This window comes from Kitasatospora sp. NBC_01539, assembly GCF_045040525.1.
GTDB lineage: Bacteria > Actinomycetota > Actinomycetes > Streptomycetales > Streptomycetaceae > Kitasatospora.
In genome coordinates this window covers 6143638-6158093 of the sequence record NZ_CP109390.1, presented here as the reverse complement: position 1 = coordinate 6158093, position 14456 = coordinate 6143638, and the positions used below count along the sequence as shown (strand labels likewise).

The 14456-nt window shown below is 71.2% G+C and carries 7 protein-coding genes; 2 read left to right on the top strand and 5 right to left on the bottom strand.

The genetic code is table 11. The features are described 5' to 3' along the window. Positions 1 to 41: 41 nt before the first annotated feature. Positions 42 to 2120: a carbohydrate-binding module family 20 domain-containing protein gene (locus tag OG335_RS26650; protein ID WP_405015532.1), complete on the bottom strand. Its 2079-nt coding sequence runs from the start codon at positions 2118 to 2120 to the stop codon at positions 42 to 44. A gap of 417 nt (positions 2121 to 2537) precedes the next feature. On the opposite strand from OG335_RS26650, the gene OG335_RS26645 reads away from it, so the two are divergent. Together OG335_RS26645 and OG335_RS26640 are read left to right on the top strand one after the other, a co-directional pair. After that, on the top strand, positions 2538 to 3047 hold the full coding sequence (locus OG335_RS26645) for a SigE family RNA polymerase sigma factor (RefSeq protein WP_405013650.1): 510 nt from the start codon (positions 2538 to 2540) through the stop codon (positions 3045 to 3047). A gap of 38 nt (positions 3048 to 3085) precedes the next feature. Continuing rightward, positions 3086 to 3925 carry a hypothetical protein gene (locus OG335_RS26640; protein WP_405013649.1) on the top strand — a complete coding sequence of 280 codons (840 nt, stop codon included), beginning with the start codon at positions 3086 to 3088 and terminating at the stop codon, positions 3923 to 3925. 23 nt (positions 3926 to 3948) lie between these two features. Here OG335_RS26640 and OG335_RS26635 read toward each other — a convergent pair whose 3' ends face one another. The 4 genes from OG335_RS26635 to pulA form a co-directional block, all read right to left on the bottom strand. Then, a complete protein-coding gene (locus OG335_RS26635) occupies positions 3949 to 4287 on the bottom strand; it encodes a P-II family nitrogen regulator (protein WP_405013648.1) in 339 nt (112 codons plus the stop codon). After that, complete coding sequence (locus tag OG335_RS26630) at positions 4284 to 5603, bottom strand: ammonium transporter (protein ID WP_405013647.1); 1320 nt, start codon at positions 5601 to 5603, stop codon at positions 4284 to 4286. The genes OG335_RS26635 and OG335_RS26630 overlap by 4 nt, the downstream gene beginning before the upstream one ends. Positions 5604 to 5855: 252 nt before the next feature. Then, the gene (locus OG335_RS26625; RefSeq protein ID WP_405013646.1) at positions 5856 to 8183 is read right to left on the bottom strand and encodes a M4 family metallopeptidase; all 2328 of its coding nucleotides are present in this window, start codon (positions 8181 to 8183) and stop codon (positions 5856 to 5858) included. A gap of 507 nt (positions 8184 to 8690) precedes the next feature. After that, on the bottom strand, positions 8691 to 14225 hold the full coding sequence (pulA, locus tag OG335_RS26620) for a pullulanase-type alpha-1,6-glucosidase (RefSeq protein ID WP_405013645.1): 5535 nt from the start codon (positions 14223 to 14225) through the stop codon (positions 8691 to 8693). Positions 14226 to 14456: the final 231 nt, after the last annotated feature.

The window sequence follows — 14456 nt, the reverse complement described above, 5'->3', positions numbered from 1 at the left end:
ACCCTGGGTGGGTGCGGCGGCCGTCCGGGTGGGGGATCGTGTCAGCTGCGGAACGTGTCGCTCAGGGTGACCGCGCCGCTCGCGGGCACGGTGGCCGTCCGGTTCGCGCCGGACTCCCAGGTGACGGTGCCGCTCGCGTCCTTGCGGATGTACTTGTACTCGAACGCGGTGCCGGCGGCCAGCGTGACGTCCAGCTTCCAGACCGGGTAGCTCGCCGAGGAGAGCAGCAGGGCGGCCGAGGTGTTCCAGGTGCCGAGGGCGGCGTTGCTGCCGACCACGTAGATGTTCTGGCCGGTGGTCGTGGTCGCGGTGACCGCGAACGACGCGCCGCCGGTGGCGGAGGTCGGGGACGCGGTGGCGGTCGGGGTGGCCGAGGCGGTGGCGGTGGCGGTGGCGCACGGGTCGCCGCTGCCGATCACGCCGTCCTTGACGGTGACGTTGCCGGTGCCCAGCGCGTAGTTGGCGCTGTTGTTGTTGTCCCAGGTGCCGGAGCCGTTGTTGAAGGTGGCCGCGAGGCCCGAGGCGGTGCCGAGGCTCGCCGTGTACTTCACCCAGCCGGTGCAGGCGGCGGTCATCGCGACACCGGGAGCGGTGGTCCAGGTGCCGCCGGTCGGGGCGTAGTGCAGGTAGTACGCCGACCAGTTCTTGTTCGTCGAGTAGAAGACGGTGGCGGAGGCGGTGCCGGTCGGCGTCGCCGTGGCGGTGGGCGTGGCGGTCGGGGAGGCGGTCGCGCCCGCACCGACGTACAGGGCGACGGCCTCGCCGGCCGCGACGGTCGCGGTGAACTGCCCGGTGGAGCCGACGGTGTAGGCGGGGCCGCTGCAGCCGCCGCCGGTGGTCGGGTCACCGTGCTGGACGTCGCAGTAGGTGCCGGCGGGCAGCGAGGTCTGGAAGGTCTGGGTGATCGAGCCGCTCTCGCGGTTGATCGCCACGTAGCCCTTGCTGCCGCGACCGAAGCCGATCGCGTTGTTGCCGTTGGACCACCAGTTGGTCATCGCGGTGCCGGAGACGGCGTTGCGGAAGCCGACCATGTTGGCGACCTGGCGCCAGGCGTGGGTGCAGTTCCAGCCGTCGCTGTAGCAGGCGTTGACCGTGCCGCCGTTCGGCGGGCCGTCGTCGTTGCCCGAGAAGGCGTAGCCGGAGTAGACGTTCGGCGAGCCGTAGGGGTTGGCCAGCAGGAAGACGTTGGCCAGCGTGTAGGCGGAGCCGTACTTGTAGTTGAGGGTCGAGCCGTTGCGCTCGGTGTCCCAGTTGTCGACGAAGGTGCGGGCCTGGCTGCTGCCGAGCAGGCCGCTGCCCCAGCTGGAGAGGTCGGAGATCTTGCCGCCGTTGAAGGCGCTCTTCAGCCAGGTCGCCGAGCGGAACTCGTCGACGTCGCCGGTGCCGGTGTACTCGGAGGGCTGGATCGGCTCGCCGGAGCCGTAGATGACCTCCTGCACCCAGTAGGCGTTGGGGTTGGTCATCTTCGCCTTGATGGCGGAGAGTTCGGAGGCGGCGATGTGCTTGGCCGCGTCGACCCGGAAGCCGTCGACGCCCAGGTTCGCCATGTCGCTCAGGTAGTTGGCGATGGTCTGCTGGACGTAGCTGGAGCCGGTGTTGAGGTCCGAGAGGTTGACCAGCTCGCAGTTCTGCACGTTGGCGCGGTCGCCGTAGTTGCTGATCGCGCTCCGGCAGGAGTGGAAGTCCTGGTCCTGGTAGTAGCCCGGGTAGTTGTACTTGGTGTAGTTGGTGCCGCCGGTGCCGGTGCCGGAGCCTGCGGCCATGTGGTTGATCACCGAGTCGGCGATGACCTTGACGCCCGCCGCGTGGCAGGTGTTGATCATGTTCTGGAAGGAGGTGCGGTCACCGAGGCGGCCGGCGATCTTGTAGCTCACGGGCTGGTAGGACGTCCACCACTGCGAGCCCTGGATGTGCTCCTGCGGCGGGGAGACCTCGACGAAGCCGTAGCCCTTGGGGCCGAGCGTGTCGGTACAGGCCTTGGCGACCGAGTCGAACTTCCACTCGAAGAGGGTGGCGGTGACGTCCTTGCTGCCGGGCGGGGTGGCCTCGGCGGTGGGCGCGAGCGAGAGGCCGGCGCCGACCGAGAGGGCCAGGGCGGCGGACGCGGTGAGCGCGCCGATGACGCGGCCGCGGCGGCCCTCGCTGACGGTGGTGACCACGATGTCTCCTGGGGCTGGGTGGGGGTTGCCAGGTCGCCCGCGGCGCAGGGGTGGCGGGCGGTGGTGCACGGTGGGGGGTGCACAACGGTGGTACGGGGTGGTGGTGCAGGGTGGTGGGGCACGTGGGGGCGGGCCTGCCGGTAATGCACCGTCGGGCCGCGGCCGGAGCGACTTTCTGCAAGAACACTGAAACTTGCAGGAAACTTTCAGCGCGCCGAACTTACGACTCCCGTGAACGGAGCGTCAAGAGAGCGGAATACAACGGTTCGGACTCGCCACGCCCGGTGGCCGAAACCCGCCGCGACCTTTCGCCCCGCCACCGCGTGGAACAGGACGAACGCAGCACCGCGCCGGCAACGCACCACGGGGGACACACGCATGGAGAGCGCACCGGGCTTCGAGGAGTTCGCGGCCACCCGTACGCGCCGCCTCTTCCAGGTCGCCCACCTCATGTGCGGCGACTGGCACCAGGCCCAGGACCTCGTCCAGACGACGCTCGCGAAGATGTACGCGGTCTGGCCCCGGCTGCGCCGCGGCGAGGACGAACCCGGCCTCGACGCCTACGCGCGTACCGTGCTGCTGCGGACCTACCTCTCGCAGCGCCGGCTGCGACGCTCCTCAGAGGTCGTGCTCGCCGAGGTGCCCGACGGCCCGCTGCACAGCGGCCCCGGCAGCGACCTGCGACTCACCCTGGCCGCCGCACTCGGCCAACTCCCGCCGCGCAACCGGGCGGTGGTGGTGCTGCGCTACCTGGAGGACCACAGCATCGAGGCGGTAGCCGACATGATGGGCATGTCCGCGGGCGCCGTGAAGAGTCTCAACACCCGATCGCTGGCCAAGCTGCGCACCATACTCGGCGACGACCGCGAGCTCCTCTTCCGGCTCTGACCCGACCGCCCGACCCGCTTCCCCCGGAGCACTGCACCATGGACATCGAAGACCGACTCGGCAGGATGCTCGACGCGGACGCCGCACGGACGGCCGTGCCCGTGCACACCATCGTCGCCGAAGCCACCCGGCGCGGCCGGAAGCTGCGGCGGCGACGGCGGATCGTCCGCTGCCTGGGCGCCGTGCTCGCGGTGGGACTGATCGCCGGCGGTGCGGCCGTCGTCCGGCTCGACCCGTTCGGCCGCCCCCCGGCGGTCGCGCCGGCGGGCGGCGGGGTGTCGGATCCGGCCACCCCGGCCGCCGGCGGGTCGGTCGAGGCGACCCCCGCGGGGCTCCTCGGTGTCTTCGCCAAGATCGGCACGGCCACGGCGTACCGGCACTTCACACCGATCTCCGACGAGACGGACGGCCTGCTGGGCTTCCAGGTCGACCAGGACCTCGGGCAGGGGGTGTGGAGCACCGTCCGGGTGCAGATGACCTTCGACACCTTCACCAACAGGCAGGGCCCGTGCCCCGCATCACCGTACTTCCCCGTCCTGACCGGCCCCGAGGGCTGCGCGGCGTACACCGACGGGGTCACGACCTTCCTGGAGGAACGCCCGGCGGGCGGGGACGGCCTCTCCCGCCGGATCGTGGCCCAGCGCCCGGGTGGGCCGACCGTCGAGATCACGTCCTTCGACGGCGTGCTCCGGGACAGCGACGAGGGGCCGATCCTGCAGCGCACCCTGCCCGGCCCGCCGCTCACCGCCACGGCTCTGGCGGACCTCGCCGCCTCCACCGCGTGGGGCGCAGAGGTCGACGCCGTCACGGCGGGGCGGGGCGCCGAGCTGGCCCGGGCCGCGGGCCTGGGCATCACGGTGGTCCCGACCACGGGCTGACGCCGGGCCGGGCCCCGTCGGGCTCAGACCGCGTCGGGCCCGCGCTCGCCGGTGCGGACCCGGACGATCCCGTCGACCGGCACGCACCACACCTTGCCGTCGCCGATCTTGCCGGTGCGGGCGGCGGCCACGATGGTGTCCATCACGGACTCGGCGTCCTCGTCCTCGACGACGATCTCGATCCGCACCTTGGGCACCAGGTCGATCCGGTACTCCGCGCCGCGGTAGACCTCGGTGTGCCCGTGCTGGCGCCCGTAGCCGCTGGCCTCGGTCACGGTCAGGCCGTGCACCCCGCGCTCCTGGAGCGCGGTCTTGACCTCGTCGAGCTTGAACGGCTTGACGACGGCGGTGATCAGCTTCATGCGGTGGCGGCCTTGTCGGACGGGTGCGCGAGCACGCTGGCGTGGGCCGCGGTCCCGTGGCCCAGAACGCCGTGATCGTACGCGGTCTCGGCGTGCACGGCGAGGTCCAGACCGGTCAGTTCGTGCTCGGGATCGGCCCGGAAGCCCATCACCCGGTCGACGACCCGGCCGATGCCGTACGTGGCGGCGAAGGCGTACGCGCCCACGGCCAGCACGGCCAGCGCCTGCTTGCCGGCCAGCGCGAGGCCGCCGCCGTGCAGCAGCCCCTCCGGCCCGCCGGTCATCACGGCGGACGCGAAGACGCCGATCAGCAGGGTGCCGATGACCCCGGCCACCAGGTGCACGCCCACGACGTCGAGCGAGTCGTCGTAGCCGAAGCGGAACTTCCAGCTCACCGCGTACGAGCAGACCACGCCGGCGGCCAGGCCGATCGCGAGCGCGCCGAGCAGGTCGACGCTGCCGCAGGAGGGGGTGACAGCCACCAGGCCCGCCACCGCGCCGGAGGCGGCGCCGAGCGTCGTGGCGTGGCCGTCACGTCGCTTCTCGACCAGCAGCCAGCCCAGGAGGCCGGTGCAGCCCGCCGCCTGGGTGTTGAGGAGGACGGCCGCGGCGGTGCCGTTGGCACCGAGCGCGGAGCCCGCGTTGAAGCCGAACCAGCCGAACCACAGCAGCCCGGCGCCGAGCAGCACGAGCGGCAGGTTGTGCGGGCGCATGGCCTCCTTGCGGAAGCCCAGGCGGGGGCCGAGGAGCAGGGCCAGGGCGAGGCCGCTGGCGCCGCAGTTGACCTCGACGACGGTGCCGCCCGCGTAGTCGAGCGCGCCGAGCTTCGCGACCACCCAGCCGTCGGGCGAGAACACCCAGTGCGCGACGGGCACGTAGACCAGGAGGGTCCAGGCGGCGGTGAAGACGACCCAGGCCCCGAACCGGGTGCGGTCGGCCACGGCGCCGCTGATCAGGGCGGCGGTGATGATCGCGAAGGTGAGCTGGAAGGTCGCGAAGAGCAGCGTCGGCACGTGCCCGGTGAGGTCGGTGGGCTTGATGCCCGCCATGCCGAGGTGGTCGAGGCTTCCGATGAGGCCCCAGCCGCCGGCGTCGGAGCCGAAGGCCAGCGAGTAGCCGGCGACCAGCCAGACGACGGTGACGACGGCGATCGAGACGAAGCTCATCATGATCATGTTGAGCACGCTCTTGGTGCGGACCATGCCGCCGTAGAAGAGCGCGAGCCCGGGCGTCATGAGCAGGACGAGCGCGGTGGCGGCCAGCAGCCAGGCGGTGTCGCCCGTGTCGAGGCCGGCGGCGGAGTCGGCGAGGAGCATGCGGAACCTTCCGTCGGCGCACGACTGGGTGGGAGGGGGCGCCGATCGGGAGAGTTTGTCCGGATCGCATTTCCGGCTGCGGACAGGGGTGTTTCCGACGTGTTTCGTGTTGCGCGGCGGTTTCCGGACTCTCACACGTCCGGGTGAGTCGGTCGCCGGTCGTGTGAGAGTCCGGGTACGCCGGGGGCCCGGCGGCTGGTGCCGCCGGGCCCTGGGGTGGCTTTCAGACCCTCGGGGGGCCGTCGGGCCGGATCAGCTGGTCTGGATCGCGGTGTCGTCGATCACGAAGCTGGTCTGGAGCGAGGAGTCCTCGACACCGTTGAACTTGAGGGTGACCGACTGGCCCGCGTAGGAGGACAGGTCGATCGTCTTCTGGGTGTAGCCGGTGGCCGCGTTCACGTTCGAGTGCGTGGCGACGGACGTGCCGTTGACGGTGACGGTGAGCTTGTCGTAGACCGTGGTGCCGGTCTCGGCGGTGTCGATGTGCAGCCAGTAGCTGAGGGTGGCCCTGCAGCCGGCCGGGATGGTGACCGTCTGGGTGGCGCTGTCGGTGTGGGCGGAGCCGTAGCCGTTCAGCCAGGCCTTCCAGGAGCCGCCGTGCGAGGCCTCGGAGGAGCTGTTGTCGACGACGCCGCTGGTGGTGGTCCACGGCGCGGCGGTGCCGGTCTCGAAGCCGGCGTTGCCGAGCAGCTGGGCCGGGGTGCAGGTGCCGCCGCCCGTGCTGACCGTCCAGGTGAAGCTCGTCGTGCCGGTCTTGGCGGCGGCGTCCTTGGCGGTGACGGTCACGTTGTACGTGCCGGCGGTGGTCGCGGTGCCGGTGATCTTGCCGGCGGTGCTGATCGACAGGCCGGTCGGCAGACCGGTCGCGGTGAAGGTCAGCGGCGCGGTGCCGCCGGTCGCCGCGATCTGCAGGTTCGCGGTGCCGTTCACCGCCGTCGACTGGTTGCCCGGGTTCGTCACCGTCACGCCGCCGCTGGGCAGCGAGCCGACGTTGACGCCCGCCCACGCGGTGGCCACCGCGTTGTACTCGGCGCTGCCGGCGCCGTACAGGTCGGTCGCCGCGCTGAGCGTCGCGGTGCGGGCCGCGGCGTAGTTGGTGGTGGAGGTCATGTAGACGTCCAGCGCACGGAACCAGATCTTCTCGGCCTTGTTCCGGCCGATGCCGGTGACCGCGATGCTGTTCACCGTGGGCGAGTTGTAGCTGACGCCGTTGATGGTCTTGGCGCCGCTGCCCTCGGAGAGCAGGTAGAAGAAGTGGTTGGCGACGCCGGACGAGTAGTGGACGTCCAGGTTGCCGACGCCGGAGTACCACGAGTCGGCGGAGCCGCCGTCCTTCGAGGGCTTGTCCATGTAGCGCAGCGGCGTGCCGTTGCCGTTGATGTTGATGAGTTCGCCGATGAGGTAGTCGGGGTTGTCCGACGGGATGTTGGCGTAGAACTCGACCATGCTGCCGAAGATGTCGGAGGTGGCCTCGTTGAGGCCGCCGGACTCGCCCGAGTAGTTCAGGCCTGCGGTGTTCGAGGTGACACCGTGGCTCATCTCGTGGCCCGCGACGTCGAGTTCGGTGAGCGGGGCGTTGTTGCCCGAGCCGTCGCCGTACGTCATGCAGAAGCAGGCATCGTCCCAGAACGCGTTCACGTAGTTGTTGCCGTAGTGGACGCGGCTGTAGGCGCCGACGCCGTCGCCCTTGATGCCGCTGCGGCCGTGCACGTTCTTGAAGTAGTCCCAGGTGGCCGCGACGCCGTAGTGGGCGTCGACCGCAGCGGACTCCGAGTTGGAGGCCGAGCCGTTGCCCCAGGTGTCGGTCGACTTGGTGTAGAGGGTGCCGGCGCCGGACGTCCCGTGGTTGAGGTTGGTGGTGTAGCCGTTGCCGCGGCCCGCGTCCTTCATCTGGTACGTCGACCCGGAGAGGGTGGTGCCGATGGTGACGTTGCCGACGAAGACACCGGTGCCGGTGCCGGTCTGGATGCCCTCCCACTTGGTGATCACCGAACCGCTGGTGGCGTCGGTGAGCACGTGCAGGCGGCTCGGGGTGCCGTCGGCCTCGGTGCCGGAGACGACCGTCTCCCAGGCGAGCCGGGGCGCGTTGTCGCCGGCCCAGACGACCAGGCGCGGCGCGGTGTCGAGGGCGGAGCCCGACTCGGCTGCCAGCGCGGCGGCCTGGGCCTTGGGCGCGGCCAGCTTCGGCGTGGTCTGCACCCCGGTCAGGGAGGCCTGGGTCGCGCGGTCCACGCTCTTGGTCACGCCGCCCGCGGTCTGGTGCACGACGAGATCGCCGCCGAGCACCGGGAGGCCGCCGTAGGTGCGCTCGAAGCGGAGGTGGCGGCTGCCGTCGGTGTCCGCGACGACGTCCTTGACGACGAGCTTCTCCTGGGCGCCGAGGCCGAGGGACTGGCCGATGGCGGCGCTCTTCTGGCCGGCGTCGGAGATCAGCTGGGCGCGGTTGAGGGCTGCCTGCGGCGAGACCGCCGAGGGCGTCGAGGGGGCGGCGTTGGCCACGACCGGGATGCCGGTCACCAGCAGGGCTGTGGTGGCCGCCAGCGCGGCGAAGGTCACCCGGGCATGGGCGTTGCGGGACATGCGGACTCCTTACCGACCGTTCGCGGGGTCACGAACGGTGGAGAGAACCTGGCCGCGGGGTTGCGGCGCAGCGGGGGCCCGGCCGGTGGGTGCGCGGCGCGGGTGCGGTGCAATCAAGTGCGATGCAGGGGGGAAGCGTTGGCACTGAACCTCGCTGGATCAGCCGCATCGGGAGTGGGGTCAGCCCGCTTGCGGCCGGGGGAATCGTGGCAGCAAACGCCAGATGAATGACAGATGCATGCCACCAGATGGCCAAGAAACGCCAACGGCCTTTCGGGGCTGACGGGAAGTCGCCTAGATCCGTTCGGCGGTTCTCCGCCGCGGCGGGCCGCCCGTGAGGGTGCGACGGATCCGGCCCGACCGGCGCGGTGACCGGGAGCGGGAGCGTCCGGACGGCCGGCGGGCGGGTGCGCCCGGTACGCCATCCCGCCGCGGGGCGACGGTTTTCGGCCAACGCCGAAGGGGCCCCGCGCGGTTGCGGAGCCCCTTCGTCCTACGGACAATCCGTCAGCCGGTGACGAACACCGCCACCGTGCGGGCGGGCACCGTGAAGGTGCCGGTGGCCGCGTCGAAGGCGGACTGCCTGACGACCGCGTCCGCACCGTTCGCCTGCACCCGGTGCAGCGCCTGGGCGGTGCCCTTCAGGCCGTCGAGGGTCTGCTTCTGCACGGTGGGCGTGGCGTTGAAGACCACCGTGATGCCCTTCTCCGCGCCGCGCAGGCCGGTGCCGTCGAGGTGCATGGTGATCACGCCGGGCGTCTCCGAGGCCGTGCCGGAGAGCGGGAAGGAGAGCCGCTTCTGCACCTCCGCGGCGGACGGGAGGGCGAACAGCGGCGACGACTGCCGGATCCGCAGGTACTGCTGGTACATCGAGGTCGAGGCGTCGATCTCGTTGCAGCCGACCGCCAGCTTCGGCTCGGTCAGCAGCGACTTGGCGGTGGCCCACATCGACTGGTTGTCGGCCGCCATCGGCAGGCCGCGGCCCCAGCCGTTGCCCTGGGTGCAGTCCCAGTGGACGGAGTTGAACCAGTCGCCGGAGTCGAAGGAGTTGGCGTCCAGCGACTTCGAGCGCAGCAGGTCGCTGCCGGCCTGGGCGAAGCCCGGGCCCTGGCTCAGGGCGGTCAGGGAGAGGCCGAGGGCCTGCATGCGGGCGCGGTCGGCCGGCGAGGTGCCGGTGGGCAGCTTGTAGGCGAGCGCGTCGAAGAGGTCGGTGTTGTCGTGGGCGTCGACGTACTCGACGGCCTCGCCCGGCTGGGCCGCGTAGCCGGTGGGGGCGCCGTTGTAGTCGACTCCCTTGCCGGTGACGGCCTTTCCGGCGCTGTCGGTGAAGGCGTACCCGGCGAGGTTGCCGGTCAGGCCGACCTTCAGCTGGTCCATCTGGTGCAGCAGGCGGGCCTTCTGCTCGGCCTCGGTGCCGTTGTCGGGCGAGCCGTTGGGGTCGGTGTACAGGCCGGAGGCGAAGCCCTGCTGCGGGGCGGACGAGAGCATGTAGTTGCCGCCGCGGGCGGCGTCGCGGATGCGGTCGTTGAAGGTGGCTATGCCGGTGCCGGCCATGTTGGTCTGGGTGGCCTGGACGAAGCGGGCGTCGTTGGCGACGACGCCGAAGTTCCAGCCCTCGCCGTAGAGGAAGACGTTCTTGCCGTCGACGCCGTCCTTCTGCTTCGTGAGCCTGCCCAGGGCGGACTGCACGTCGAGCATGGTGGACTTCGGGTCGAGGCCCATGAGGTCGAAGCGGAAGCCGTCCACGCGGTACTGCCTGGCCCAGGTGACGACCGAGTCGACGATCAGCTTGTTCATCATGGCGTGCTCGGGCGCGGTGTCGGCGCAGCAGCTGTCCGTGGTGACCTTGCCGGTGTCGCTGAGCCGCTGGTAGTAGCCGGGGACGACCTTGTCGAGCACCGAGTGGTCGTCCTGCCCGGCGGCGGCGGTGTGGTTGTAGACCACGTCGAGCACGACCCGCAGGCCGGCGTCGTGCATGGCCTGCACCATCGCGCGGAACTGCACGGTGCGCGCGGTGCCGTTGGGGTCGGTGGCGTAGGAGCCCTCGGGCACGGTGTAGTGCAGCGGGTCGTAGCCCCAGTTGTACGCGTCGTCGGCCTGCACGGCGGCGACGCACTCCTGCTGCCCGTCGCCGTCGGCGGCGAGCGCGGTCAGGTCGCAGGCGGGGAGCTTCTGGTCGGCGCGGTTCTCGCGGATGGTGGCGATGTCGAAGGTCGGCAGCAGGTGGATGGTGGTGACGCCGGCCCTGGCGAGTTCGCGCAGGTGCTTCATGCCGGCCGAGGCCGACTCGGTGAAGGCCAGGTAGGTGCCGCGCTCGTCGGCCGGCACGGTGGTGTCGGCGGTGGAGAAGTCGCGGACGTGCAGCTCCTGGATCTGCTGCTTCGCTGCCGGAACGACCTCCGGGCTGCTGTGCCGGTCCCAGCCCTTGGGCTTGTTCCGGTCGGCCGCCAGGTCGGTGACGAGGCTGCGCTTCGAGTCGGTGGAGAGGGCGACCGCGTACGGGTCGGTGACGGTGTTGGTGACCACCTGCTGCACGCTCGGCGCCCAGACCTTCACCTGGTAGGTGTAGTACTTCCCGTCGAGGTCGTCGTGGTCGCGGGTGAGCGACCAGACGCCGGTGGCGTCGTCGCGCTTGAGCGGCACGGTCTTCGCGGTGCCGCCGGAGGCCTTGTCCCAGAGCTGGACGGAGACCTCGGTGGCGGTGGGCGCCCAGAGGGAGAGGGTGACCTTGCGGTGGTCGTCGCCGAACCAGCCGCCCTCCTTGCGGCCGCTGTAGACCGGGCCGAGCTGGGCCCCGGCGGCCTTGGCCGCGTACAGGTCGTCCAGGACGCCGGGGGTCTGGACGCCGGTGGCGGCCAGCGCGGCGCCGTTGGGCAGGTGCTCGGTGAAGAGCAGCTGGCTGCGGAGGGCGTCGGTGATGCGGCCGGTGTCCCGCTTGTCGACGGTGAAGGCGCGGTAGCCGGCGAGGTGCGGGTACTTCGCCTTCTGGGCGTCGGTGAGGCTGCCGGGGGTGAGGCGGATCCACCGGCCGGGCTTGCTGAGCACACCCTTGTCGACGGTGATGCCGCCGGCGGGGTCGTAGACCAGCTGGGCGCTGGTGCCGCCGCCGAGGGCGGTGTCGGTGGCGCCGTAGGCGGCGGGCACGACGACGGTCTTCGCGTCGATCCACTGGGCGCGGGCGGAGGTGGGGTCGAGCTGCGAGGAGGCGCCGGCGGCCTGCGGCAGCAGGTAGCCCTCCTGGCCGCCGACGATCCAGATCTCCCGGCCGCTGGCGGCGAAGTTGAGCGCCTGGTCCTGCGGGAGGTCCTTGTCGTTGCCGTTGTGGAGGATGTAGTTGAGGCTGGTGGCGCCCGCGGCGAGCGGCACCTCGTAGACCGCGCCGTAGCCGTCCTTGCGGACGGGCATCAGCGGGCTGGCCCAGTCGGTGGGGTTGGCGGCGCCCGTCCAGTCGTGCAGGCCCCAGCCGTCGTAGTCGCCGTCGGCGCGGTGGTAGTGGATGACCGCGGTGTCGTCCTTGACCGGCACGGCCGGGTCCGGGTTCGCGGTGCGGACGGTGGCGTCGCCCTCCTTGATCCACACCTCGCCGGTGGCCGAGACGTCGATGTGGCGGTCGGAGTCGACGTCCTTGGTGCCGTTGTTCTCGACGACGAAGCCGACGTCGGACGCGCCGGACCTGAGCTTCACGTACGCGAAGGCGCCGTACGCGTCGCGGCCGGTGAAGCCGTGGCCGTCGGGCCAGGTGGTGGCCTCGCCGTCGGCGATGTCGCCCCAGGCGTAGAGGTTCCAGCCGGTGTAGTCGCCGTCCTTGCGCTGGTAGTGCACGATCGCGTACGGGCGGGAGGTGGCGCTGGGCGCCTGCTGCGGCACCGGGCTGCCGGTGGTGAAGGACCCGGTGGTGGAGGCGAGCCGGCCGGCGGAGTCCTGCACGACGGCCTTGTAGCGGACGACGGTGCCGGGGGCGGCCGCGCCGACGTCCTGGGTGACCTTGTACGTGCCGTTGTCGGCGGTGCCGAGGATCTGCCAGGGGCCGGTGCCGACCTGTGCGGCGAAGCTGACGCGGTCGAAGCCGCCGCCGGGCACGCCGGCGCCGACCGTGACGGTGCCGGTGGAGCCGTCCGCGGGGGCCTGCAGGGTGATCTGCGGGGCGGCGGCGGGCTTGGCGAGCTTGCCCTTGGCCTTGTAGACGACCGAGGAGAGCGGCGGCACGGTGACGGTGAGCTTCCTGTCGGCGCCGGTGGTGGCCTTCGCGCCGGCCGCCGGGTAGATCTGCTGGAAGCCCAGGCCGGCGGAGTACGTGTCGAGCGCGACGGTCTTCGGCTCGGCCGCGTTGTTGACCGCGACGACGTACTCGACCTGCTGCTTGGCGTCGATGCGGGAGAAGGCGTACACGCCGGGCCCGTCGGCGGCGTACCGCTCGATCTGGGCGCCGTCGGTGAGCGCCGGGTTGGCCTGGCGCAGCGAGGCGAGGTCGGAGATGCCCTCGTAGAGCGCGCCGTGCGTGCCGTAGCGGTCGGCGGAGCCCTTGGTGCCGCCGATGACGGTGTCGGTGTTGTACGACGGGGTCTTCGAGGCGAACATGTCCTGGCGGGCGTCCTTGTCGCCGCCCGCGCCGGTGAAGCCCTGCTCGTCGCCGTAGTAGACGACCGGCTGGCCGCGGGTGAGGAACTGCAGCTCGTTGGCGAAGAGGTCCTTGCGCAGCAGCAGTTCGGCGCTCGCGCCGGGGTTGTCGGTCTGCAGGTAGCTGCCGAAGCGGCCCATGTCGTGGTTGCCGAGGAAGGTCGGCAGCTCGTAGGCGTCGGTGTCGGCGGTGGTGTAGCGGTAGTCCTGGCCGTAGACGTCGGCGAGGGACTTGGCGGAGCCGCCCTGGGAGACGTAGCGGCGGGCGGCGTCCTGGAAGGCGAAGTCGAGGGTGGCCTGGAGCTTGCCCTTGGTGACGTACGAGGAGCTGACGGCCGGGTCGGCCGAGTAGACCTCGCCGAACATGAAGAAGTCCTTGTCGCCGCGCCCGGCGGCGTACTGCTTCAGCGCGGGGGCGAACTTCTGCCAGAAGGCCATGTTGACGTGCTTGACGGTGTCGATCCGGAAGCCGTCGACGCCGCTCTCGGCGACCCAGGTCTGGTAGAGCTTCGTGAAGCCCTCGACGACCTTGGGGTTCTGGGTGTCGAGGTCGTCCAGGCCGGTGAAGTCGCCCTCGGTCGCGGACTCGCCGGCCCAGGTCGAGTTGCCGCGGTTGTGGTAGAGCGACGGGTCGTTCAGCCACGAGGGCGTCTTCGCGTCGGCGTCGGCGGCGGAGCGCAGCACCGGGCTGTACGGGAAGGAGTCGGCGGTGATCTTCGGCCAGGCGGTGCCGGCGTCGGCGGTGGCGGTCTCGTCGACCGGGTTGCCGTCGGCGTCGAGGGTCGGGTAGGCGCCGGAGCTGCGGTAGTCGTAGCTCTGCTCGGCGTAGTCGACGACGTCGGCGGTGTGGTTGGTGATGACGTCGAAGAAGACCTTGATGCCCTTGGCGTGCGCCTTGCGGATCAGCTCCTTGAGCTGGTCGTTGGTGCCGAAGTGCGGGTCGACCTGGGTGAAGTCGGTGATCCAGTAGCCGTGGTAGCCGGCGGAGGCGTCGGCGCCGGTGCCCTGGACGGCCTTGTTCTTGAAGATCGGCGCCATCCAGATGGCCGTGGTGCCGAGGTCCTCGATGTAGTCGAGCTTCTTGATCAGGCCCTGGAGGTCGCCACCGTGGTAGAAGCCCTTGTCGGTGGGGTCGAGGCCGCTGTCGAGGCGGCCGCCCGTGATGCCGCCGGTGTCGTTGGCGGTGCTGCCGTTGGCGAAGCGGTCGGGAAGGACGAAGTAGAACTGTTCCTTCGTGAGGTCGTGCCGGCCGGCGGAGGCGGCGAGAGCGGCGTCGGACGGCGGCGCGGGCGGCTGTGCGGCCGCGGCGGCCAGCGGCGCGGAGCCCAGCGTGGCGGAGATCAGCGAGGCCGCGAGCAGGACGGCTGCGCGGCGGGGTCTGCGGTACGGGGTGGTGCTCCGTCGACGGGGCTGGACTTCGGCCACAGCGGGCTCCCTTGGGGCGGCTCGTCGTCATTGAGGTGAGGTGGCGTGGACGCTAGCGCGCTGCAAGATGTTTCAGCAAGATGCTGAAAATGTTGCAACACACCTCTTGACCGAACCGTTGCGGAGCCCTCAGAGTCTTTCGTGTGCCCCTCGCGACGACATGACCGCAAGGCACGACGCGCGGCGCCCGGCGGGGCGTTCCGCGCGGGGGTGGTAGCCCGTCGGGTCCGG

Excerpts from the sequence above, each read along its gene's own strand:
- OG335_RS26645 (WP_405013650.1), top strand. The coding sequence starts at position 2,538 with ATGGAGAGCGCACCGGGCTTCGAGGAGTTCGCGGCCACCCGTACGCGC.
- OG335_RS26640 (WP_405013649.1), top strand. The coding sequence starts at position 3,086 with ATGGACATCGAAGACCGACTCGGCAGGATGCTCGACGCGGACGCCGCA.
- OG335_RS26635 (WP_405013648.1), bottom strand. The coding sequence starts at position 4,287 with ATGAAGCTGATCACCGCCGTCGTCAAGCCGTTCAAGCTCGACGAGGTC.
- OG335_RS26630 (WP_405013647.1), bottom strand. The coding sequence starts at position 5,603 with ATGCTCCTCGCCGACTCCGCCGCCGGCCTCGACACGGGCGACACCGCC.
- OG335_RS26625 (WP_405013646.1), bottom strand. The coding sequence starts at position 8,183 with ATGTCCCGCAACGCCCATGCCCGGGTGACCTTCGCCGCGCTGGCGGCC.